The organism is Sediminivirga luteola, from assembly GCF_014639315.1.
GTDB classification, from domain to species: domain Bacteria; phylum Actinomycetota; class Actinomycetes; order Actinomycetales; family Brevibacteriaceae; genus Sediminivirga; species Sediminivirga luteola.
In genome coordinates, this window is the sequence record NZ_BMFY01000012.1 from 75867 (window position 1) to 98056 (window position 22190).

A 22190-nucleotide genomic window follows, 5' to 3' on the forward strand; every position below is an offset into this window, starting at 1 on the left:
GGGAAGTGGTTGTGCGCAGCACTTTTAGGCCATGAGCATGTTCTAGGGACGTACTATATGAGGAAGCCTCTAGGTGCCCCTGCCGAGAGAAGAATCACGCGGACCACAGCGGAGTACACGTCCCCATGAGCGCACGCGAAGCATCCAAACGGGAACGCACCGTGCGCATTCAGCAAGCGGCGGAACGCCTCCTGCGTACACGGAGCATCGAAGACGTCACCACCAGAGAAGTGGCTGAGGAAGCCGGCGTCGGCGAAGCGACTCTGTTCCGTTATATCGGCTCAAAGCATGAGCTTTTGTTCATGGTGTACGGGAACCGGATGGACGAACTACTGTCCGCAATCGAGCAGCATGATGCCATGACCGCCATTGCCGCCGCGTCCGCACCGAAGACAGGCGAGCACTATCTGGACCGCATACTGAACGCATATCGCACACGATGTGACTTTTATCTGGAAAATCCTGAGAATGCCGCAATCTACCTTCGCGCGGGTTTCGATACGAAGAATCCCGGCCGCGGCAGAAATCTCGCCCAGGGAGATCGTTCCATACGTTTGACGACCGCGATCCTCACGGACGGCCAAGCCGAGGGCGTCCTCGACTCGCGCGTGGAACCACGCCTGGTCGCACAGAACTGCCATGCCATCTATATGCACGAGATCGACAGAACGCCCACCCGCGGTTATGCACCGGACACCATCTGGGACAGGGTCAGGCCCCGGCTGCATGCGCAGCTGGATCTGCTTGTCATAGGGCGGCCGTAGCCGGGCGCACTTCTCATGCGCGGAATATTGAGACCTGACGTTTTCAGCCAATCCGCTGAAGGGAGGGCCGCCGCTTCGTGATCGCGCTGACCGCGATCCACGCCACCGTGGCAAGCAGCGCGAGGAGGATGCCCAGAGCGGCACCGCGTTCCACGAAGATGCTGAACGACCCTTCGGACATGATCATCGTCCGCCGCCACTGCACCTCCAGCAACGGTCCCAGAATGAACCCGAGGATGAGCGGTGCCAAGTTGAAGTCAAAGCGACGCAGGAAGAACCCCGCCACGCCGAACGCGAGCATCAGCCCCACATCGAACATGCTGTTGGAGACGGAGTAGACGCCGCAGATCGCGATCAGCACGACGACTGGTCCGAGCAGGTTGAGCGGGATCCGGAGAATGGTGACGAATACCCGGATCAGCGGAAGATTCAGGATCAATAGGATGATGTTGCCGATGTACATCGAGGCGATGACGCCGAAGAACACGTCCGGATGGTCATCAACGAGCTGCGGCCCGGGTGTGATGTTCTGAAGCAGCAGCGCACCGAAAATCAAAGCCAGGACCGGGTTCGGCGGCACACCGAGAGTGAGCAGAGGGATGAACGCGGAGTTCGATGAGGCGTTGTCCGCCGTCTCCGTCGCAGCCAGACCGTCGATCGCACCCTTGCCGAACTTTTCCGGGTTCTTCGAGAACTTCTTCTCCATGCCATAGGCCAGCACGGAGGACACCGTGCCACCGCCGCCGGGAAGGATGCCGAGGACGAAACCCACAACCGAGGCGCGCGCTATCGCGGCACGTGAGGCGAGCCAGTCAGCCCAGCTCGGCATGACGTTCGACACCTTGGTCACGGCGATGTTCCCGGCCTGCCCCTTGGCGATGTTGTTCAGCACTTCGCCGATTCCGAACAAACCGATCGCCAATGGGACGATCCCCACTCCGGCCGAGAGCTCTGCACTACCGAACGTGAGCCGTTCGGTACCTCCGATCGGATCCATCCCGATAGCGGCGATGAGGAATCCCGCCGCCGCCATGCAGAGGCTTTTGACCATGGAACCGGACCCGATCAGGACGATCATCATCAAGCCGAAGAGCATCAAGAGGAACAGCTCGGGCGCAGCGAACATCCTGGCGCCGTCGGCCAATAGCGGGGCGAGCACAGTCAGGCCGATGATGGCCACCGTGCCGCCGAGGAACGAGCCGATTGCCGTGATGCCGAGCGCCGAGCCCGCCCGTCCCTGCTGCGTGAGCGGGTACCCATCCAGCGTTGTGATCACCGAGGACGCATCGCCGGGGAGCCTGATGAGGATCGCCGGGATTCGCCCCCCGTACATACTTCCGTAATAGATGCCGGCGAGCATGATCACCGCCGTCGCGGGATCCAATGTGAAAGTCAGGGGCAGGAGCAGCGCCACCGCTGCGGTCGGGCCGATACCTGGCAGCAGACCGAAAACGGTGCCCAGCAGCACTCCCGCGGTGACATACAGCAGGTTGATAGGACTCAGCGCGACCTCGAAGCCGGCTACGATTCCCTGGAGTATCTCCATCGAAAATTCCTTATGAGCTGCGGCTGTCTTCAGGTCCGGAAATCAAAGCGAGACCCGGAGATAACCGGCGAAGAGATAGTAAAGAGCCATCGGAACGACTACCGCCGTCACTCCGGAACTCACCCACGGAGCGCCTGCAGCGAACCGCAACAACACGAAGGCGAGGGGAATCGCGGCCAGCAGGAACCCCGTCAGGGGATACACCGCCAAGAATGCGCTGATGGCCACGGTGAAGACCGCTACCCGACCCCACGACGTCTCCGCGAACGGATCGGCCGGGCACCGCTGTCGGCCGAGAACGATCAACCCAGCCAGCGAGAACGAAAGGATGCACCCGGCGGTGCCGGCAAGGGCAGGCCACCATCCGGGGCCGGGAGAACTGAGACCGCCGACTTTCGTAGACAGGGCGGCGGCAAGACCCGCAGCCGAGCATGCGAACAGTATCGCGGCCATCACCAGCGACGGCCAGGTCTCCGTCAATGGCTGGCGTACCCGCGCTGCCGGAATCGCCGCGGCGTTTCCCTGGCTCATTTCTACCCTGCCGCTTCCTCAACACCGGCCGCAGCGAACGACTCACGTGTCCACTCCATATCGTCTGGCACGTACTGCGCGAGGAAATCATCACCCACGTACGCCGGGTCCTGCAGCAACGTGCTTGCCGCGTACTCGCGCCAGCTGTCCGCTTGCATGGCTTCCTCCCCGGCGGCACGCAGAACCTCCACGACCTCCTCAGGCGTTTCGGCCGGCACGGAGACGGCGACACGTGAATAACGGTCGTGTGAGCGTTCGAAGCCCTGTTCGGCGAATGTGGGAACGTCCGGCAGTTCTTCGAGCCGCTCGCTGGTGGCAATCGCGAGGGGAATGACCTCTCCGGCTTCGATCTGCGGCAATGCGATATTGGCCTCGACTCCGGCAAGATCCGCGTCCCCGTTCGCCACCGCCATCGTCGTCTCGCTGGACGAATCGAAGGGGAGGGCCTCACTCGTGTAACCCGCTTCATCGACGAAGTTCGAGGCGACCAGGTGCAGCACGTTGCCGACGGATGTCGTCGCGATGGTGAGTGTCCGGTCGGCTTCGACGTCGTCAAGCGATTCCCAGCCAGTGTCTGGGTTGGCTACCAGCACGATCGGCTGATCTCCCAGACTCACGACCGAGCGGAAGTCTTCGGCACTGAAATTGACCTCCTGCCGCAGAGGCACCGTGATGAACGTCGATGCGGATGAGTGCAGGAGTGTGTACCCATCCGCTTGGGCCCGTGCAGCCTCGGCAGCGCCGATGGCCGAGCCGCCGCCAGGACGATTGACCACCAGCACGGACTGACCGAGCGCCTGCTCCAGTGGTTCGGCGAAAGCCCGGATCAGCACGTCGCTGGAACCGCCGGCACCCCAGGGCACGATGATCTCGACGGGCTGACTCGGATAATCCTCCGCCGCTGCATTGCCCACGCATCCTGCGGTGACCAGAGCCACGCCGGAAAGCGCGGCGATAACAGTGCTCACTTTTCGTGTTCCCACGGTCTAACTCCCTTGTTAGTCCAATGATGCGCAAACCATTAATGGTGACGGGTCTTGCCGGCGGCCACGGTATGCGGCTCCGCAACGACAAGATAGTCGTCAGGTTCGAACCGACCGAAGTCCGAGCGATACCGGTTCATCATGTCAGGCCAGATAGTGGTCAGACGGCCGCTTCGCGGATCCAGGTACCACGAATCACAACCACCAGAAGTCCACACTGTCCCAGTGGCCCGGCCCGCGATAAACTCGACGAACTCATTCTGTCTTTCGCTGCGCACTTCGACGCGGCCGATCTTCCTCTCCACGATGTGCTGGACGGCGTCCGCCACATAGTTGGCCTGAGTCTCGATCATGAAAATGATCGATCCGGCGCCGAGACCCACATGCGGACCATTCATGAAGAACAGATTGGGGAAGCCGGCCACGGACACGCCGCCGAACGCTTCGCTGCCCCGGCTCCACACCTCATCCATCCGGAGCCCATCCACTCCGCGGATCCGTTTCGCGACTGGCAGCTCGGATGCCTCAAATCCTGAACAGAAGATCACGCAATCGACGTCATGAGACTGCCCTGTCGCATCGACGACAGCCTGCTCCGTGAACCCCTTCACTGGCCTGGGCACCAGTTCGACGTGAGCCTTCTGCAACGCGGGGTACCAGTCGTTGGAGAGCAGGATCCGTTTGCAGCCGATGGTGTAGTCCGGGGTGACCTTGTCCAGGAGCACCGGGTCCTCGATCTGCGCGCGCCGGTGGGCTTCGGCGACGGCCTCCACCTCCTTAAGGAATTCCGGCACCATCATGCGCTGCGGGAACCGGGACTCGTTGGCCCAGAACAAGAAGTCGCGAAATCCTTGAGCAGCCTCGGGGACACGCTCGAACATCCGTTTCTGCGCCTCGGTGTAAATCACGTCCTGCCGTGGGATCACATAAGGAGCACTGCGCTGGAAGACAGTGAGCGAGGCCACCCGGTCTGCGATGGCGGGTACGACCTGTATGGCCGATGCTCCGGTACCGACGACCGCCACGTTCTTCCCGTCGAGGTCGTACTCGTGATCCCATCTGGCCGAATGGAAGGTCTTGCCCTTGAACGCTCCGAGGCCTGGAAGATCAGGAACCCTGGGATCCGAGAGGTGTCCCGTCGCGAAGATGACGATTCCCGCCTCGAACGTCGCGGTGTTCGTCTTCACCGTCCACGTGCGGTCTTCCTCGTGCCATGTGGCCGATTCGACCTCCTGACCGAACTCCGCGTGCTCGTAGAGTCCTTCTTCCCGCGCAACCCAGGTCAGGTAATCGTGGATCTCCCCTTGCCCGGCATAGGTCTTGCTCCAACGCGGGTTGGGGCGGAAAGAGAAGGAATAGAGATGGGACTGGATGTCGCACTCGGCGCCGGGGTAGGTGTTGTCCCGCCAAGTGCCGCCGAAGTCGTTCCCACGGTCGATAAGCCTGAATCGCTCGAAACCGCACCGTCTGAGTCGAGACGCCAAGGCAATGCCTGAGAACCCCGCACCGATGATCAGAACATCGTGAATGTTCCGTGTCATGCTCACTCTCCATTCATCACGGAAGAAACGACTTGATGTACTGCCCCGCCTTGTACCGGCCGCGGAGGAAATCGGCGTAGCAGCCGTAGACCTGGCCCAGCCGTTCCTTCAAGAGCGCGTGCCCGGCATCCATCGGCGCGAACGCGGCGGTGCTGATCGTGCCGAACAACTCGTATGCCGCTTCGATCGAGACCTTGGCGTCCGCCGTTCCGGCGATCAACAGCGTAGGCACCTCAATATCCGCAGCATGCCGAGAGCTGTCCAGGAGACGATTGATCTCCACCCTGCGGCGGATCTCTTCGTCCGGCGTGGCAGGCGTCAGTCGTGCCGCAGTCTGCTGCTCTGCGAGATATCGACGGTACCTCGGGGAGTACTGGAGCAGATGGGACAGCCTGCCGGCAAGTCGCGGTTCCTGGTCGTAGAGGTCCAACCAAAGCTCGTGCCGAGAACGTTGCAGTTCATCGGTCCGGAGCCAGCCACCCGCCAAGGCAAGAGAGAGCACCCTAGAAGATTCCGTTGCCGCGTAGCGCAGAGCTATGTGAGCACCGAGTGAGTAACCGAACAGATGGACAGGACGGCCCAGTTCGGCGATCGCCACCCGTAGCTGTTCGTGATATCCCTCTAGCACAGCGTCCAGGTCTCGCTGAGACTCGGACGTGTAGTCGAACAGTACGACGCGATGATCGCGTTCGAGCAGAGGCTTGAGTCCCGCGAACGCAACGTCAGCCGGCGTCTCCGTACCTGGTATCAGTACGATCGTCTCTTCTGTCATTCACACGGTCTTTCTTCTCGCCCACCACGCGCGGCACTGCGGGAACCGCGCCTACCCCCATGTAGACGGCAGCATCACCGCATCCGATTCAGCACGCCATTGTGATAGTGCACTATCAGTTTCTTCTGACTGATCGTAGAGGCGTCCTTGATGTGAGTCAAGTAACATTTTTCACTCAAATCGCGCGAACGCCCTGAACGAATGAGATGCAACAGGATTACCCGAGCACCACCTCCTCATCATGCGCAACCATGTCCACCGAAACTTGTTCAGGTCTATTGATAGCGCACTCCACTTGGCGTACTCTTCATCCCAAAGCTCATCACGGGTGACCAGCTGCAGACGCCATGTGGCCAGCCTGTGGCTCGCGGGGCAGAAGGACAACGCCGTCCGGTCAGTCCTTCCCCGCTGCGGAGTCCCGCGGTGATGAGTAGCCGGGCCGGCCACTCATCCCAACGTGGGGCGGGGAGCCAACGCACTTGTCAAAAGTTGGAGGAGACATGACGGAACGTGTGCTCATCACCGGGGGCGGGGCAGGTATCGGCGCGGCGATCGCCGAGCGCTGCCGCCGGGAGGGTTACGAGACCGTGACGGTCGACCTACACCACGGAGATCTGGCGGCAGATCTCTCAGACCCGGACCAGGCTCGCGCCGCCTTCAAGGAGGCCACCGCTCGGGGCCCTATCCATCGTCTGGTCAACAACGTGGGATCGATCGATGTCGCCTCGATCGAGGACCTCACCCTCGATCAGCTGGATCATGCCGTCGGTATCAATGTGCGGCCAGCTGTCCTCGCGGCCCAGGCTCTCGTCCCGGGGATGAAAGAGCGCCGTTTCGGGCGCATCGTGAACGTCGCCTCACGGGCAGCGCTGGGGAAGGAAGGGCGCACCACATACTCGATAGCCAAAGCAGGCGTGCTCGGCATGACCCGGACATGGGCGCTCGAGCTCGGACGCCACGGTATCACCGTCAACGCAGTAGGGCCCGGCCCTATCCGCACCAGCCTCTTCGACGCCGCCAACCCGCCCGAGGCGCCGGAAACGCAGAGGATCATCGATTCGATCCCGGTGAAGCGGATGGGTGAGCCGGCAGACATCGCCCACTCTGTCGCGCATTTCCTCGACACGCGAGCCGGCTTCGTCACCGGGCAGACGTTGTACGTCTGCGGTGGCAAAACAGTCGGACTCGCTGCGCTCTGAGGAGATCAGATATGGCATCGCCCACAGTCCCGGCTGCAGCGCCTCTGACCGACAGATTCGCGGCGTTCTCCGACGATCTGGAGAACCTGCCCGCCGGCATCATGACGACGGCTGCACGGATCTTCCGGCATAACCTCCTAGTGGCCCTAGCCGCCCGGCCGATGCGGGTCCCAGGGGCGTGTGACGAACCCTGGCCAGAAGGTCTTCCACGGCAAGCCCGAGCACGACGTCTCTCCGACTGCGAGGTGGTGCCGGCTGAACGGGCAGTACTGAGCAATGCTCTGCTGATGGGGGCGCGCGCTCAGCATGATGAGGTTCCGGGAGCCATCAGCCATTTCGGCAGCACAGTGATCCCTCCCCTCCTCGCGGCGGCTGAGCAGCGGACTACAAGCGGGACAGAGTTTCTCACCGCGCTGGTGATCGGGTATGAGATCGCGGAACGGCTTGGTCGCGCCACAGTCGATCACGTCAGATCGCGCGGCTTCCGTCCCACCGGGATCTTCGGCCCCATAGCCGGCGCGGCAGCAGCTTCACGCATTCGCAGCCTCCGCGGAAGCGAATTCGCTTCAGCCCTGGCACTGGCGGCGAATATGTCGGCGGGGCTGTCCGAAACGTGGCGCAGTGGAACGGACGAGTGGACCTACCAGACAGCTCTGGCGGCGAGGAGCGCCCACACAGCCGCAGAGCTGGCTGCGCGAGGAGTACAGGGATCCCGCAACACATTCGAGGCGCCACACGGTTTCATCCGTGCATTCGCCGGCGCTCAGGATCTCTCGCTGAGCATGGAAGACCTGGGGTCTCGCTGGGCGACAGCGGATGTCGTGCTGAAGCTCTACCCGGTATGTGTCTTCAACCAGGCCGTCGTCCAGCAGGTCGTCTGGCTGCGCGACCGGCTTGCAGGGCCAGTGGAGAGTATCGAGATCAAGATGCACCCCCGGGACGCCGAATACCCCGGGGTCGACAATCCGAATCCGGCACCTCGTCAGGCTTCAGCCCTCATGAGCGCCCAACTGTGCGCGGCCATCGCTGCGGTGAACGGCACCGTGGACGTGCCCTCTCTCAGCGCACCCCCTACTGACGAAGTTCAGCACCTGGCGCGCACGACGACCCTTGTCCGAGACACCGCCGTTCCCAGCCACGGCGCTGCAGTGACCCTGAAGTCCGCCGACGGCGTTCACCACGTGGCGCCACCCAGTATCGCCACGATGGACGAGACCACGCTACGTCACTCCTATGAGGCGCTGTACCCGCTCATGGGAATCTCTATGTCACAGTTCTCGACCCTCCTGGACCTGCCGGACGACCTCGCGTCGTATCGTGACATCCTCGACGTCTACCGCGTTGTCGCTCCGACCGCATCGCGTGCCCATGAAGAAGGAGCAGGCAGATGAGATCGATGACCGCCGTCGCCGCTCAGAGCTGGGGACCACCTGACGTCCTGGTTCCCGTCAGACTGCCGGTACCAGAGCCATCCACTGGTGAGATACGTGTTCGCGTGCATGCGGCGGGCATCAACCCCACCGACCTGAAATCCCGTGCGACCGGCGGCAGGATGCTCTGGGCGGATCCGCCGGTCCTCGGCTACGACGTCTCGGGCACCGTGGACGCGGTGGCGGACGGGTCCGTCCTGCACCGGCCCGGTGACGAGGTGTTCGGCATGCCCCGCTTTCCTTATCAAGCCGGCGCCTATGCCGAGTTCGTCACTGGGCCGGCAAGGCACTTCGCGCCTAAGCCAGCCACTATCAACCATGTCGAGGCTGCCTCTCTGCCGTTGGCCTCGTTGACCGCGCTCCATGCGGTCCAGGACGCCGCCCGGCTCGTCCCGGGGCAGCGCCTTCTGGTATGCGGTGCAGCAGGCGGCGTGGGTCAGCTCGCCGTGCAGATCGCACATCTGCTGGGGATCTCCGTGACGGCGAGCGCGCGGGGATCCCGCCGATCACTTTGCATGCAACGAGGCGCCGAGGCATTTATTCCGGCCGACGAGGACGGGCTCCCGCAAGTACCTGGGCAATTCGACTGCGTCCTGGACCCATTCGGCGGTGCACGGGTGGAGAGGCTCCTCGAGTACGCGACGCCAGGCGGGACAGTGGTCTCGTTGATTCCACGCGCTTTCGGTCCCGCTGAACGCCGCGCCGACGAGCGAGGTGTCCGGCTGCTCCGTGTGATCGTGGAACCCGACGGCCACGGGCTCACGCGAATCGCCTCGTGGGTGGATAGCGGACATCTGCTCCCCCGAGTCGGCGCGGATTTCCCACTGGTCGAAGCAGCTGCGGCACATCAAGCGCTCGAAGAGGGGCGCATCGACGGCAAAGCCGTCCTCATCCCTGTGCCGTGATCCAGTACACCCTGACCATCCCGGCCACCTGTCGTTGCCTCCGGGGTTGTGCACCGCCCCCGGACTTACTTCCGGCGCTGTGCACTATTTCCGGGTGAGCTCACGCGGAATTTGTACACGACCCCGGAACCAAGCAGCAGCAGCCCAGGGACGCGACTGGCCGGTTACGGGCCGAACAGCTGCGCCGCGCCGGCCCGGTTGTCCTCCAGGGTCTTGGCGATGGCCTCGGCGGTGGCGACCACGCGTTCGCCGAAGAGCTCTCCGGGGCCGACGCCGTCCGGGCGGATCGGGATCGACACGCACAGCGCCGCCGCGACCCGCTCGCCGACGACCACCGGGGCGCTGACCGAGCAGGCACCGGGCACCCGGCCGCCGTAGGACTCGATCCACCCCTTCCCGGGTGCGACCGGCCGGCCCAGGAGGACATCGGCGGCCGATCCCCCCGTGTCCAGGGGAAGGAACACGCCGGCCGGCACCGAGACGCGGACTTCGCTGAGCGCCTCCACCTCGAAGACGCACAACCGCTGATCGCCCTGCCGGGTCCACAGCTGCGTGGAGGCGCCCGTCTCATCGCGCAGCCTCGTCATCAGCGGAACCAGCAGCCGCGTCGTCTGCGTCGCCGAGACGCGCGGACCCAGCTTCAAGGTGCCGTCGCGCTCCTTGACGAGGAAGTCGAGCGTCTGAAGCGCTCGCACCAGCCGATGCGTCGTGGAGACCGTCATGTCCATGCGGCGGGCGAGTTCCGCGGTCGTCATCGGGTGCATCTCCACGATGTCCAGAATCGCGGCGGTCTTGTCCAGCACGCCCACGCCGCTGATTCTCCGGTTCTGGCTCATGAGGATGAATCTAGGGTGGGCACTTCGGAACCGCAAACATCCGGTTCCGCGCTACTCCAGACGGTGATCCGCGCGCCGTCCACGAGGTTCAGGCGGGCACCTCCACCTTCTCCTCACGGCGGTCACCGCGACGGCGCAGCAGCCGCACCATCGGCGGAAGTGCCACGCAGACGACGGTGAAGATGATGATCGTCAGCGAGACGGGGCGCTGCACCAGGACGCTCAGGTCCCCGCCGGAGATCTGCATCATCTGGCTGTAGTTGCTCTCGATCAGCGGCAGCAGGACGAGCGCCAGGATCGCCGGGGCCAGCGGGATGCCGAATTTGTCCATCCCGTAGCCCAGGATGCCGAACACCAGGATCAGCAGCAGACCCGAGAGGCTGTACTCAATGGCGTAGGCACCGATCAGCACGAAACAGAGAATTGCGGCATACAGCACCACCGGCGGAATGGTCAGCAGCTTCACGAAGAGACCCACCAGCGGCAGGTTGAGCACCAGCAGCGCCAGGTTCCCGATGTACATGCTGGCGATGATGGTCCACACCAGGGTGCTTTCCTGCTCGAACATGAGCGGGCCGGGCTGGAGGCCGTACATGATGAACACCACCAGCAGCAGCGCGGTCGTCGCGGAGCCGGGGATGCCCAGGCTCAGCAACGGCACCATGGCGCCGCCGACGCCGCCGTTGTTGGCGGCTTCCGGACCGGCGACTCCTTCGATAGCGCCCTCGCCGAAGCGCTCTTTCCGGCCGCGTGGCCGCCACTCGAAGAGGCGCTTCTCCATGACGTAGGACATGAACGCCGCCAGGGTCGGGCCCACGCCGGGCAGGACGCCGATGACGAACCCCAGCCCCGAGCCCCGGGCCCAGGCCGGTGCCGCGCGGCGCCAATCCTCGCGATTGAGCATGGGGCCCTTGCGGATGGGCACCGGCTTGCGGAATCCGCGAGGATTCCCCAGATGACGGATCGCCTCCGGCACCGCGAACAACGCCATCGCGAAGATGGTGAACTCCACGCCGTCGCGGAGCATGTCCAGCCCGAACGTCTGCCGGGGAGCACCCATCTGCGGGTCCAAGCCGATGGTGCCGACCGCCAGGCCGATGAACACCGCGATCCCGGATTTGAGCCATGAGCCAGTGACCAGGGTCGACGCCAGGACCAGCGCGAGCAGCATCAGCAAGAAGTACTCCGGTGAGGCCAGCACCCGCGAGACCTGTACCAGGACCGGTGAGAGGAAGGTCAGTCCGATGACGGCCAGCGTCCCGGCAATGAAGGAGCCCAGGGCCGCAGTGGCCAGCGCGGTCCTGGCGCGGCCCCTCCGCGCCATCTGATAGCCGTCGAGGGCCATCACCGCATTGGAGATCTCGCCCGGCGTCTTGATCAGCGCGGCGCTGATGGAACCGCCGTACATGGACCCGTAATAGATGGCGCAGAGCATGATCAGCCCGTGCGCCGGGTCGAGCCCGAACGACACCGGGATGAGGATGGCGATCGCCGTGATGGGGCCGATGCCCGGCAGGGTGCCCACAATGGTGCCGATCAGCACGCCGAGCAGCGCGAACGCCAGGCTCATCGGGCTCAAGGCGTTGAGGAAACCGCCACCCAGATCGGAGAGGGTCTCGAAGAACATGTGTACCGCCTAGAAGATGGGCAGCGGCGTGATCCCGCTGGGCAGGTAGACGCCGAGGCCGTAGATGAACGCGACGTACACGACCAGGGTGAAGACGACCGCCACGATCGCGTTGCGGACCTTCTTCTCCGGCTGCGCGAACGTGGTCATGACGAACAGGAACACCGCAGTGGAGAGCAGGAAACCCACCGGTATGAACGCCAGGACGTAACCGGCGAAGAGAGCGAAAGCCGCCAGCACCCGCCAGCCGCCACGGAGCCTGCGGGCCCCGGCGGCGGGTGCCGCCGCTTCCGTCGGCCCCGCAGCCCGTTCCGGAACGCTCATCTCCGCCGGCGCGGACGCGTCGGCGACCTGGACCGCGACCCCGGCATCGGCGCCTGGCCTTCGCTCGTCCAGGATCGCGCTCTCCCCGGCTGTGACCGGGCCCTCTGCGAGCGGACCGCGCAGGTTCCGCAGGAGCGACTGGACCATCAGCGCCAGGCCCAGTAGAGCCAGACCGGCGCCGATGAGCGTCGGCAGGGTCCCGGGGCCCACCACCAGCTGCGGAGGATGGGCGATGCCGCGTGCCGAGACGAAGAATGCCGTACCGGCGACCGCGACGACGGCGCCGAGCAGCGTGTCGGAGGCCAGCGCGGCGTCCCGCCAGGAGGGACGGCGGACGTCACCCCCCGGCGGGACGTCCCCGGACATTCCGGCGGTCTGGGTCACCCCTGGTCACCCGCCGTCTCCTGGACGCCGAGGTCCACCAGTTCCCCGGCCTCGGTGATGTACTCGAGCATCTCATCGCCGCCGAGGACGAGCTCGCCCCACTGGTTCTGCGCGACGAGCTGCTGCCAGGTCTCGGTCTCGGTGAGCTCGTGCAGCTTCGCCTGCCAGTAGTCGACCGCCTCCTGGGGCATCTCGGGCGGTCCGTACACCCCACGCCAGTTGGCGATGGTGACGTCATAACCGAGATCGGTCACCAGGGGCACATCGTCCAGCGGGGCCTCAAGGGGCTCCTCGGCCATCGTGCCCAGCGCCCTGAGCTCGCCGGCCTCGATCTGGGCGCGGAACTCGCTCACCCCGGCCACGGCCACCGCGATGTCCCCGTTGAGCAGGGCGGTGTTCTGCGCGCCGCCGCCCTCATAGGAGACGAAGTTGATCGCCGAGGGGTCTCCGCCGGACTCCATCACGGTCAGTGCCAGCGGCAGCTGGTCGTCACCGCCAGCGCCGATGGGCACCCCGCCGGGATCGCTGTTCATGGCGTCGAGCAGATCGTCCAGGGTCTCGTACTCGGAGTCGGCGGCGGTGACGATGATGTAGTGCTCGACGATGAGCGTGCTCAGCATCGTCACATCGTCGACGCTGTACGCGCACAGGCCCCGCGCCTCATTGGACTGCGTCGCCATGGAGGTCATCGCGATCTGGTCGTCGGCACCGGCGTGGCTCTCCACCATCTGCGTCATCCACGCGCAGCCGTCACCCCCGGGCCGGTTCTGCACCGGCAGGGGCGAGTCACTCAGGTCCTCCTGCTCCAGCGTCTGAACGATCGCCCGCGCGGTCGTGTCCCAGCCGGAGCCGGGATCGGCCGGCGCGGTGATCGTGACCGGGCCGGATGGATAATTCGCGCCGGGGCCCGTGGCCGCTGCGCCGCAGCCGGCGATGAGGCCCAGCGCCGCCGTCCCGCCGAGAACCCCGAGGGCTCGTGTGAATGAGTCGTCGCTCCATCGCGCCATGTGTGATTCCACTCCCTTGAGAGCTGCGTGGGCGTCGTTGCCCACGCAGCCCTGACCGTATAAGCCTGCGTATCCTCCGGTGGCCGTCCCAGGCGTCCGGTTGCCTGCTGCGTCGGCCATATCACTGCTGCGTCTGCTGCGGCCGGTCCGCCGAAGTGTGATACACACTACACAACTGTCACTATTTGGCACAAGGTTCCACATAGTAGTAATTGCTGCTACCGTGTGAACCACCATTCGACGTGCTCAACGGCGAGCCGAAGGGAAACACGGTCATGAACCCCACATCCACCACTCCAGCGCACCCCGGTCTGCCCGGGCATGTGGAGATCACCGAGACGCTGCTGCGGGACGGACTCCAGATCGAGGACCGCATCGTCCCCACCGAGAAGAAGATCGACATCGCGCGTGCCCTCCTCGCGGCGGGTTTCGCCTCCCTGGAGATCGGCGCATTCGTCCATCCCGAGCGGGTACCGCAGATGGCCGACACCGACCAGTTGCTGCGCACCCTCCTGGACGAGACCGACGCGCCGCTGTACACGCTGATCTTCAACGAGCGCAGCGCCATACGCGCCATCGACGCCGGCGCCCGCCACGCGCGGCTGGTGGTCTCGGCGACGGATGGCCATTCGCGGTCGAACTCGGGGCGCAGCGTGGACGAGGCCCTGGAACGGCTCGCCGTAGCGGCCGAGCGTCTGACCAACGCCTCCGTCCATCTGGAGGCGGGCGTGGCGACCTCGTTCATCTGCCCGTTCGACGGGCTCACCCCGCCGGAGAACGTGCTGCGGGTCGTCGGCCGGCTGCGGGAGTTCGGCGTGCAGCGCGTCACCCTGGCCGACACCATCGGCAATGCCGTCCCGCAGCAGATCAGGGAAACGGTCACCGCCGTGCGCCAGGCGTTCCCGGACCAGGAGATCGGCCTCCATCTGCACGACACCTATAACGTCGGCATGGCCAATGCCTGGGAAGGGCTCAACCTGGGCATCGCCCACTACGACGCCGCGCTGGGCGGACTCGGCGGCTGCCCGTTCGCCCCCGGTGCCTCCGGGAACATCGGCACCGACGATCTGCTGCACCTGCTACATCGCACCGGCATCCCCACCGGCGTCGACCCCGCCCCGCTGCCGGCCCTGCGCGAGGAGATCGCCGAGGCCGTCGGCCATCCCCTTGCCTCGTCGCTGGCCGGCATCCCGGCGATGCCCTCGCCGCTCCTCCCCTCGGCCTCCGGGACGGTCTCGTGAGCGAGGAGACCACGCTACCGCTGGAGGGCATCCGCGTCGTCGAGTTCTCGCATATGGCGATGGGCCCCTCGGCGGGCCTGTTGCTGGGCGACCTCGGCGCCGATGTGGTCAAAGTGGAGCCGCCCGGAGGCGATAAGACGCGCGCTCTGCCGGGTTCGGGTTCGGGGCTCTTCCCGGCGTTCAACCGCAATAAGCGCAGCCTGCAGGTGGATCTGAAGAGCGATCGCGGCAGGGAACTCGTCGGCCGGCTGGTGGACTCCGCCGATGTGGTGACGGAGAACTTCCGCCCCGGCGCCCTGGGCAAGCTCGGACTGGACTACGAGACGCTGTCCCGTCGGCACCCCCAGCTGGTGTACTGCAGCCTCAAGGGCTTCCTGCCCGGTCCCTACGAACGGCGCACCGCCCTGGACGAGGTCGTGCAGATGATGGGCGGGCTGGCCTATATGACAGGTCCCCCGGGTCGCCCGCTGCGCGCCGGGGCCTCGGTGAACGACATCATGGGCGGGATGTTCGCGGCCATCGGGATCATGGCGGCCCTGCGCCAGCGCGAGCACACCGGACGCGGGCAGCTGGTGCGCAGCTCGTTGTTCGAGAACAGCGCCTTCCTCATGTCGCCGCATATGGCGCAGGTGGCGATCTACGGGCAGGACGTCGCGCCGATGCCGGCACGCGAGGCAACCTGGCCGGTGTACGACATATTCGTCGCAGGCGACGGACGGCAGATCTTCCTGGGCGCGGTCTCCGGCACCCAGTGGCTGTCGCTGTGCGAGGGGTTCGGGCTGACGCATCTGCGCGACGACCCCGGGCTGAGCACCAACGAGGAGCGGGTGGCGCGCAGAGAACACGTGCACCGCGAACTGCAGCGCGCCCTCGATGCGCTCTCCTATCCGGAGATCGTGGCGATCTGCGAACAGCAGGGGCTTCCCTTCGCGCCGGTCGCCACTCCGGCGGACCTCCTGGAGGATCCTCATCTGGCCGAGCCCGGCGCCGGGCTCGAGGTGACCCTGCGCACCGGCACGCGCATGCGGATGCCCGCCCTGCCCCTGGAGCTGGACGGACAGCGCCTGGGTCTGCGGCGGGACATCCCGCAGGCCGGGGAGCACACCTACGAGATCGCGGTGGAACTGGGCTACTCCCCGGCCGAGGCCGCCGATTTCGCCGAAGCGGCACCATCAGCTCAGGCGAGCACGAAGTCCTGAGCACGACGGCCCCTGTGCCGCCCGGCGCCGGCTTCGCGCACCGTCGGCGCGCGTACCTCCGGGGTCATGCAACGTTCACTAGAACCCAAGCGGCTTACCTCCGGGGTTGTGTACTAATTCCTGGTGCGCTCACCCGGAATTTGTACCTCAGCCCGGAACCAAGCAGCAGCGAACCAGGGGACGACCGGCCGGTCACGCCGGAATCAAGCGACAGCGCGGCGCGGCCAGGAGAAGATCAGTCCGGCTGGCAGGCCGGGCACCAGTAGAGCTTGCGGCCCTGCATCTCCGTCAGCGCGATGGGCGTGCCGCAGGTCCGGCAGGGCAGACCCGCGCGGCCGTACACCCAGTGCCGGTCCTCCCGGTTCCGCAGGGCGTTCTCCTTCGCTTTGCCGCGCAGGCCGTCGATGGTCATCATCTGACCGACCTCCACACCGACCTTGAGCAGCTTGGTCCAGTCCCGCCACAGCTGGCGCGCCTGTTCCTCGGTGAGCGTGTTGCCCGGCTGGAACGGGCTCAGCCGCGCCCGGTAGAGCATCTCGGCCCGGTAGATGTTCCCGATGCCGGCCACGACGGACTGGTCCATCAGCAGGATCCCGATGGGAGTTCGCCGTTTGCGCACCGCCTCGACGAACCGGGCCTCACCGTTCTTGCCGCGATCCACGAGCGGATCTGGGCCCAGGCGGGCCAGCTGCGCGTCCACCTGAGCGGGATCCAGCACCTCGCATGCGGTGGGCCCGCGCAGATCGGCGCAGGTGGCTTCCGTCAGCAGCCTCAGCCGCACCGCGCCCACCGGTTCCGGCGGCCACTCGGACAGCTCGGTCGTCGCGCTCTCCTGCTCGGCCATCCGCATCCGCGCCCGCCTCGGCGCGCCGATGGAGGACAGAGACGTCTCGCCGCGGGAATCGTGCATCTTGGCGCGGGCGCCGTCACGGTGCTCCCCGCCGCCGTCACCATCGTCGTCCCCGCCTGCGTCGGCCGCCTGAGTCGCCGGGGACGGAGAGGGCCGTGAATACTCCCCGGTCTGGCCCAGCGTGGTGCTGACCTGTCCGGCGAAATCCCAGGCCCCGTAGATCCCCAGATGAACCCGCAGCCACAGATCGTCCTCGAACTCGGAGAACATCTGCTTGCCGACGGCGAAGGTCCGCAGCATGGTCCTGCCGTCCAGCTTCGCGGCGCCCTCGGCGAAGCGGCCCTGCGGCGACGACGCCCGGACGATGCGACCGGCGAAGTTCGCCTCGAACTGCCGGGCGACCCGGTGAATGGAATGCCCCTCAGGCATGCCGATGTCCTCTCCTCGCGACGATGTCCACCGCCACACCCTACCGGCGCGCCCTCCAGCAGGACCGGGGCTGCTGTCCGGGCGAGGTGCGAGAATCGGGACATGAGCGCTTTCCTCGACGATGAGCTGCTGGCGGCGATCCGGGAACGAGCCCCGCGCTACGACCGGGAGAACTCGTTCTTCCATGAGGACCTTGCCGGATTGCGGGACGCCGGCTACCTGGGCGTGCTGGCCCCGGCGGATCTGGGCGGGGCGGGACTGTCCCTCTCACAGCTGGTGACAGAGCAGCGCCGGCTCGCGGCGGCGGCCCCGGCGACCGCCCTGGCGGTGAACATGCACCACGTCTGGGTGGCCATCGCGCTGGCCCTGCACCGGCAGGGCGTGCCGGCCGCCACCTGGGTGCTGCAGGAGGCCGCAGCCGGAAAGCTCTTCGCCTTCGGCTTCTCCGAGCCCGGAAACAACGCGGTGCCGCTCGTCTCCCTCACGAGGGCAGACGCCGATGGCCAGGGCGGTTACCGCTTCACCGGTACGAAGGTCTTCACCTCGCTCAGCCCGGCCTGGGATCACCTCGGCCTCTTCGGCACCGACGGCGCCGATCCCGAACAGCCGTCCATCGTCTACGGTTTCGTCTCCCGCAAGCAGCCCGGCTACGAGATCCGTGAGGATTGGGACACCCTCGGCCAGCGCGCCACCCAGAGCAACACCACGACGCTCGACGGCGTCCACGTTCCGCCCGCCCGGCTGCTCTGGCGCGCGATTCCCGGCGAGCACGATGCGCTCACCCAGGCGCTGTCGTTCTCCTTCGCCACCCTCATCGCCTCCGTCTACACCGGCATCGGCGACCGGGCCCTGGACCTCGCAGCCCGGGAGGCCGCTGGGGCCTCGCCGAAAGTCCTGGACCGTGGCGCCGCCCGGGAGGAGAACCCCTACGTGCGGCAGCATCTAGCTCAGGCCTTCATCGCGCTCGACGGGGTCCGGGCCCAGCTAGAACTCCTCGCCCTCCGCTATGACGAGGCCGTCCTCGGCGCCCCGGCCAGCACGGAAACAGGGGCAGATCCCGCCGGCGAGCCACTCATCGGCAGGCAGCTGGCCGGGCGCAGCCTCGGCTTGAAGATCCGCGCCACGGAGACCGCGCGCGAGGTGGTCGATCACGCCCTGCGCCTGGCCGGCGGCGGCGCCTTCGCCTCCGGTCACGAACTTAGCCGCCTCTACCGCGATGTGCTCGCAGGGATCTTCCATCCGGCGGACTATCAGGCCGCGGAGAACTCGCTGGCCGAGGCACTGCTGGCGCCACACCGGAGGGACCCTGCATCATGACAGAACCTGAAGCCTGATGACGCGCCAGGAGAGCCGATGACCGTCACGGAGACCGCGCAGGTGCCCGGCACCGCCCAGGCGAGTGCTCGCATCAGGGCGCTCCGGGAACGGCTCGGCCCGCTCCTGCGGCAGGATCTGACCACCCGCGGCGCCTATGTCTCCGACGCCTCCCTCTACCGCCGGCTGCCCGCCGCCGTCCTGGAACCCCGCGATGCCGGCGACATCCGCGCCGGACTCGAGCTGGCACAGCTGCACGGCTGGTCCGTCGTCGCCCGCGGCGGCGGCACCTCCGTGGCCGGCAACGCCATCGGCGAGGGCCTCGTCATCGACACCTCACGGCACCTGGACCGCATCCTGCAGATCGATCCGCAAGCCCGCCTGGCACGCGTCCAGCCGGGGGTGGTCTGCGACCAGCTGCGCGCCGCGGCGGCTCCGCACGGCCTCACCTACGGGCCCGATCCGTCCACGCACTCGCGCTGCACCATCGGCGGGATGGTGGCGAACAACGCCTGCGGCTCCCACTCGGTGGCCTGGGGGACCTCCGCGTCAAACCTGATCTCCGTCACCCTCATGCTGGCTGACGGCCGCGAGGTCACCCTGCGGGCGGGCGGCACCGGCGACGAGACGCTCGATGCCGGGCTGCGGCAGCTGCGGGAAGAGAACCTCGCGCTGCTGCGCCTGGAACTGGGGCGTTTCCCCCGGCAGGTGTCCGGGTACGGCCTGCACTACCTGCTTCCGGAGCACCATTTCGACACGGCCAAGGCCGTGGCCGGATCGGAGGGCACCCTCGGCGTCATCACCGAGCTGACCGTCTCACTCGTCGAACGCCCGCTGGCGACCGCGCTGGCCGTCCTGGCGTTCCCCACCGTGTTCGACGCGGCCGCCGCGGCCCCTGCACTGCGCCGGCCCGGTGTGGCGACGATCGAGGGCATGGGCGGCGATCTGCTCGACGCGCTGCGGTCCCAGCCAGGAAACGAGGACGCCGGCGCCGACCTTCCCGGCCTCGGCGCGCTCGGCACGGCGATGGGGCGCCCGGCGGACGAGGAGGGCACCGGCGGCTGGCTGTACTGCGAGACGACGGGCGCGACGCCGGAGGAGGCGAAGGACCTCGCCCGGCGGCTGGTCGCGGACACACCCCAGGCGGCGGAGTCGGTCGTCGTGACCGATCCCGCCAGAGTCCGGGCGCTATGGCGCATCCGGGAGGCCAGCGCGGGCATCGTCACCAGGTTGCCGGACGGGGGCGAGGCGTGGCCCGGCTGGGAAGACTCGGCTGTGCCGCCGGAACATCTGGCCGACTATCTGCGCGATCTCTACGCTCTGATGGCACAGCACGGCCTGCGGGGCATCCCGTTCGGCCATTTCGGTGAGGGATGCGTGCATCTGCGCCTGTCCTTCACACCTGGCACGCAGGAGGGCGTGGCCGTGTTCCGCGCGTTCCTCCAGGACGCAGCGGCGCTGGTCCACCGGCACGGGGGCTCGCTCTCCGGCGAGCACGGCGACGGCCGTGCCCGTTCCGAGCTGCTGGCCACCATGTACAGCCCGGAGGCGCGTGAGGCGTTCCGGCGGTTCAAGGCCGTGTTCGACCCCGGGAACGTCTTCAACCCCGGCGTACTGGTGGACCCCGAGCCGCTGGATGAGCGCCTGCGGCCCGGTCCCGGGCAGCGGACGTTCGAGCTGCGGCCGGTCCATGCGCTGTCCCGGGACGGCGGATCGCTGGTCAACGCGGTGAACCGGTGCGTGGGCGTGGGCGCCTGCCGCTCCATGGAGGGAGCCATGTGCCCCTCGTTCCACGTCACCCGGGATGAGGTGCATTCCACCCGCGGCCGGGCCCGGCTGCTCTCGGAGATGTTGCGCGGCGAGTCCATCCCGGACGGCTTCCGTTCCGCGGAGGTCAAGGACGCGCTCGACCTGTGCCTCTCGTGCAAGGCCTGCGCGAGCGAGTGCCCCGTGAACGTGGACATGGCCACGTACAAGGCGGAGTTCCTGCACCGGCACTATGAGGGCCGGGTCCGGCCGCTGGCCCATTACTCGATGGGATGGCTGCCGGCCGCCACCCGTCTGCTGCACAAGGTCCCCGGCGCGGCGGCCGCGGTGAACGCGGCGATGCGCGTACCCGGTATCGAGTGGCTGACCAAGACTGCCGCCGGCGTGGACCGTTCCCGCCGGATGATCTCCTTCGCCCCTCGTTCCCTGCAGGAACTGTTCCTGCGTCGCCGGACCGGTGGACGAGGCCGGGCCGCGCCGGACGCTGCCCGCGCCGCCGCGGCCGCCGCCGACGCCAGGCCGGCCGTGGTGCTATGGCCGGATTCGTTCACGAACCATCTGGACACGGGTCCGGGGCAGGCGGCCATCGAGGTCCTGGAGGCACTGGGCTACCGGGTGGAGATGCCGGCCGGTGCCGTCTGCTGCGGCCTGACCTGGCACTCCACGGGGCAGCTGGGCATGGTGAAGCGGGTGCTGGCGGCGACGCTGGACGTGATGGAACCGTATCTGGCGGCCGGGCTGCCCGTGATCGGGCTGGAACCCTCTTGCCACGCGATGCTGGCGCACGAGGCGGCGGAACTGCTGCCGGACGACCCGCGCGCGGCGCGGCTGCAGGAACTGGTCGCCCCCTTCGCCACGGTGGTGGCGCGGCACCTGCCCGGCTCGGACCTGCGCCTTGATGGCATGGCCCCGCCGGTGAACGCCACAGTCCCTCCCAGCGCGAACGCGCGTCCTGGCGAAGACGGGGCGCCTGTGAGCAGGAACGAAACACCGACGCGCGGGGACGTGGCACCCGGGGACCGGAGCGCAGCTCAGTGGCCGTTCGGGCGCCTGGACATCCGGGCGGTGGGCCAGGTGCACTGCCACGAACGCTCGGTCGGGGACCACGACCCGGCCTCTGAGGTACTGAAGGCCATCGGCGTCGACGAACGCACCATTGAAACCGGCTGCTGCGGGCTGGCCGGCAACTGGGGCTTTGAACCGGGCCACGCCGAGCTGTCCCTCCAGCTGGGCGAACGAGAGCTGTTCCCGGCCATCCGCAAGCGCGGCGCGGGCGACCTCATCCTCGCCGACGGGTTCTCCTGCCGGACACAGGTGCGGCAGGGAACCGGAGCCGATGCGCTGCACCTGGCGGAGGTGCTCCGGCGCGCCCTGCTCCGCTGAAACCGTTCACCCCGCTAATTTCTCATCCGCAGCGTCACTCAACGAAACGCCATACCTATCGCGGCACGGCAGGATCGCCGGCACGAGAGGCGAAAACCACGGCTGTTTCGAATTCCCACCGCCGATCACTGGTGGGTTTTCAAAACAGCCGTGGCTTT

At 66.8% G+C, this 22190-nt stretch carries 18 protein-coding genes; 8 read left to right on the forward strand and 10 right to left on the reverse strand.

Annotation, left to right across the window (positions count from 1 at the left end; genetic code table 11):
- Positions 1 to 125: 125 nt before the first annotated feature.
- A complete protein-coding gene (locus IEW13_RS13020; RefSeq protein WP_188551356.1) occupies positions 126 to 764 on the forward strand; it encodes a TetR/AcrR family transcriptional regulator in 639 nt (212 codons plus the stop codon).
- 43 nt (positions 765 to 807) lie between these two features.
- Here the strand turns inward: IEW13_RS13020 and IEW13_RS13025 are convergent, their stop codons facing one another.
- Genes IEW13_RS13025 through IEW13_RS13045 form a run of 5 tightly spaced genes read right to left on the reverse strand, consistent with a single transcriptional unit; the run spans position 808 to position 6137 of the window.
- Positions 808 to 2310: a tripartite tricarboxylate transporter permease gene (locus IEW13_RS13025; RefSeq protein ID WP_188551357.1), complete on the reverse strand. Its 1503-nt coding sequence runs from the start codon at positions 2308 to 2310 to the stop codon at positions 808 to 810.
- A 42-nt stretch (positions 2311 to 2352) separates the two neighbouring features.
- Positions 2353 to 2841: a tripartite tricarboxylate transporter TctB family protein gene (locus tag IEW13_RS13030; protein WP_188551358.1), complete on the reverse strand. Its 489-nt coding sequence runs from the start codon at positions 2839 to 2841 to the stop codon at positions 2353 to 2355.
- A 2-nt stretch (positions 2842 to 2843) separates the two neighbouring features.
- The gene (locus IEW13_RS13035; RefSeq protein ID WP_188551359.1) at positions 2844 to 3809 is read right to left on the reverse strand and encodes a tripartite tricarboxylate transporter substrate binding protein; all 966 of its coding nucleotides are present in this window, start codon (positions 3807 to 3809) and stop codon (positions 2844 to 2846) included.
- Positions 3810 to 3862: 53 nt separating this feature from the next.
- Positions 3863 to 5365: a flavin-containing monooxygenase gene (locus IEW13_RS13040; protein WP_188551360.1), complete on the reverse strand. Its 1503-nt coding sequence runs from the start codon at positions 5363 to 5365 to the stop codon at positions 3863 to 3865.
- A 16-nt stretch (positions 5366 to 5381) separates the two neighbouring features.
- Entirely contained in the window at positions 5382 to 6137 is a 756-nt protein-coding gene (locus tag IEW13_RS13045; RefSeq protein WP_188551361.1) for an alpha/beta fold hydrolase, read from the reverse strand.
- Positions 6138 to 6637: 500 nt separating this feature from the next.
- On the opposite strand from IEW13_RS13045, the gene IEW13_RS13050 reads away from it, so the two are divergent.
- Genes IEW13_RS13050 through IEW13_RS13060 form a run of 3 tightly spaced genes read left to right on the forward strand, consistent with a single transcriptional unit; the run spans position 6638 to position 9671 of the window.
- On the forward strand, positions 6638 to 7336 hold the full coding sequence (locus tag IEW13_RS13050; RefSeq protein ID WP_188551362.1) for an SDR family oxidoreductase: 699 nt from the start codon (positions 6638 to 6640) through the stop codon (positions 7334 to 7336).
- Positions 7337 to 7347: 11 nt separating this feature from the next.
- Complete coding sequence (locus IEW13_RS13055; protein WP_188551363.1) at positions 7348 to 8727, forward strand: MmgE/PrpD family protein; 1380 nt, start codon at positions 7348 to 7350, stop codon at positions 8725 to 8727.
- Positions 8724 to 9671 (forward strand): NADP-dependent oxidoreductase, encoded by a 948-nt coding sequence (locus IEW13_RS13060; protein WP_229745159.1) that lies wholly within the window; start codon positions 8724 to 8726, stop codon positions 9669 to 9671. The genes IEW13_RS13055 and IEW13_RS13060 overlap by 4 nt, the downstream gene beginning before the upstream one ends.
- Positions 9672 to 9835: 164 nt before the next feature.
- On the opposite strand, the gene IEW13_RS13065 is transcribed toward IEW13_RS13060, so the two are convergent.
- The 4 genes from IEW13_RS13065 to IEW13_RS13080 all read right to left on the reverse strand — a co-directional run bounded on the left by IEW13_RS13065 (position 9836) and on the right by IEW13_RS13080 (position 13849).
- Positions 9836 to 10507 carry an IclR family transcriptional regulator gene (locus IEW13_RS13065; protein ID WP_188551364.1) on the reverse strand — a complete coding sequence of 224 codons (672 nt, stop codon included), beginning with the start codon at positions 10505 to 10507 and terminating at the stop codon, positions 9836 to 9838.
- Between the two features lie 88 nt (positions 10508 to 10595).
- Positions 10596 to 12134, reverse strand: coding sequence for a tripartite tricarboxylate transporter permease (locus tag IEW13_RS13070; protein ID WP_188551365.1), 1539 nt, complete (start codon positions 12132 to 12134; stop codon positions 10596 to 10598).
- Between the two features lie 9 nt (positions 12135 to 12143).
- On the reverse strand, positions 12144 to 12842 hold the full coding sequence (locus IEW13_RS13075; RefSeq protein WP_188551366.1) for a tripartite tricarboxylate transporter TctB family protein: 699 nt from the start codon (positions 12840 to 12842) through the stop codon (positions 12144 to 12146).
- The gene (locus tag IEW13_RS13080) at positions 12839 to 13849 is read right to left on the reverse strand and encodes a Bug family tripartite tricarboxylate transporter substrate binding protein (protein ID WP_188551367.1); all 1011 of its coding nucleotides are present in this window, start codon (positions 13847 to 13849) and stop codon (positions 12839 to 12841) included. The genes IEW13_RS13075 and IEW13_RS13080 overlap by 4 nt, the downstream gene beginning before the upstream one ends.
- 275 nt (positions 13850 to 14124) lie before the next feature.
- Here IEW13_RS13080 and IEW13_RS13085 point away from each other — a divergent pair, with 275 nt between their 5' ends.
- Together IEW13_RS13085 and IEW13_RS13090 are read left to right on the forward strand one after the other, a co-directional pair.
- Positions 14125 to 15090 carry a hydroxymethylglutaryl-CoA lyase gene (locus IEW13_RS13085; protein WP_188551368.1) on the forward strand — a complete coding sequence of 322 codons (966 nt, stop codon included), beginning with the start codon at positions 14125 to 14127 and terminating at the stop codon, positions 15088 to 15090.
- Positions 15087 to 16289, forward strand: coding sequence for a CaiB/BaiF CoA transferase family protein (locus IEW13_RS13090; RefSeq protein WP_188551369.1), 1203 nt, complete (start codon positions 15087 to 15089; stop codon positions 16287 to 16289). Before IEW13_RS13085 ends, IEW13_RS13090 begins: the two co-directional genes overlap by 4 nt.
- A gap of 235 nt (positions 16290 to 16524) precedes the next feature.
- Here the strand turns inward: IEW13_RS13090 and IEW13_RS13095 are convergent, their stop codons facing one another.
- Complete coding sequence (locus tag IEW13_RS13095) at positions 16525 to 17568, reverse strand: Fpg/Nei family DNA glycosylase (RefSeq protein WP_188551370.1); 1044 nt, start codon at positions 17566 to 17568, stop codon at positions 16525 to 16527.
- A gap of 102 nt (positions 17569 to 17670) precedes the next feature.
- Here IEW13_RS13095 and IEW13_RS13100 point away from each other — a divergent pair, with 102 nt between their 5' ends.
- Together IEW13_RS13100 and IEW13_RS13105 are read left to right on the forward strand one after the other, a co-directional pair.
- Entirely contained in the window at positions 17671 to 18885 is a 1215-nt protein-coding gene (locus IEW13_RS13100) for an acyl-CoA dehydrogenase family protein (RefSeq protein WP_188551371.1), read from the forward strand.
- A gap of 36 nt (positions 18886 to 18921) precedes the next feature.
- Positions 18922 to 22032 carry an FAD-binding and (Fe-S)-binding domain-containing protein gene (locus IEW13_RS13105; RefSeq protein WP_188551372.1) on the forward strand — a complete coding sequence of 1037 codons (3111 nt, stop codon included), beginning with the start codon at positions 18922 to 18924 and terminating at the stop codon, positions 22030 to 22032.
- Positions 22033 to 22190: the final 158 nt, after the last annotated feature.

Coding starts and splice junctions, on each gene's coding strand:
- IEW13_RS13020 (WP_188551356.1), top strand. CDS start 126: ATGAGCGCACGCGAAGCATCCAAACGGGAACGCACCGTGCGCATTCAG.
- IEW13_RS13025 (WP_188551357.1), bottom strand. CDS start 2,310: ATGGAGATACTCCAGGGAATCGTAGCCGGCTTCGAGGTCGCGCTGAGT.
- IEW13_RS13030 (WP_188551358.1), bottom strand. CDS start 2,841: ATGAGCCAGGGAAACGCCGCGGCGATTCCGGCAGCGCGGGTACGCCAG.
- IEW13_RS13040 (WP_188551360.1), bottom strand. CDS start 5,365: ATGACACGGAACATTCACGATGTTCTGATCATCGGTGCGGGGTTCTCA.
- IEW13_RS13045 (WP_188551361.1), bottom strand. CDS start 6,137: ATGACAGAAGAGACGATCGTACTGATACCAGGTACGGAGACGCCGGCT.
- IEW13_RS13050 (WP_188551362.1), top strand. CDS start 6,638: ATGACGGAACGTGTGCTCATCACCGGGGGCGGGGCAGGTATCGGCGCG.
- IEW13_RS13055 (WP_188551363.1), top strand. CDS start 7,348: ATGGCATCGCCCACAGTCCCGGCTGCAGCGCCTCTGACCGACAGATTC.
- IEW13_RS13060 (WP_229745159.1), top strand. CDS start 8,724: ATGAGATCGATGACCGCCGTCGCCGCTCAGAGCTGGGGACCACCTGAC.
- IEW13_RS13065 (WP_188551364.1), bottom strand. CDS start 10,507: ATGAGCCAGAACCGGAGAATCAGCGGCGTGGGCGTGCTGGACAAGACC.
- IEW13_RS13070 (WP_188551365.1), bottom strand. CDS start 12,134: ATGTTCTTCGAGACCCTCTCCGATCTGGGTGGCGGTTTCCTCAACGCC.
- IEW13_RS13080 (WP_188551367.1), bottom strand. CDS start 13,849: ATGGCGCGATGGAGCGACGACTCATTCACACGAGCCCTCGGGGTTCTC.
- IEW13_RS13085 (WP_188551368.1), top strand. CDS start 14,125: ATGAACCCCACATCCACCACTCCAGCGCACCCCGGTCTGCCCGGGCAT.
- IEW13_RS13095 (WP_188551370.1), bottom strand. CDS start 17,568: ATGCCTGAGGGGCATTCCATTCACCGGGTCGCCCGGCAGTTCGAGGCG.
- IEW13_RS13100 (WP_188551371.1), top strand. CDS start 17,671: ATGAGCGCTTTCCTCGACGATGAGCTGCTGGCGGCGATCCGGGAACGA.
- IEW13_RS13105 (WP_188551372.1), top strand. CDS start 18,922: ATGACCGTCACGGAGACCGCGCAGGTGCCCGGCACCGCCCAGGCGAGT.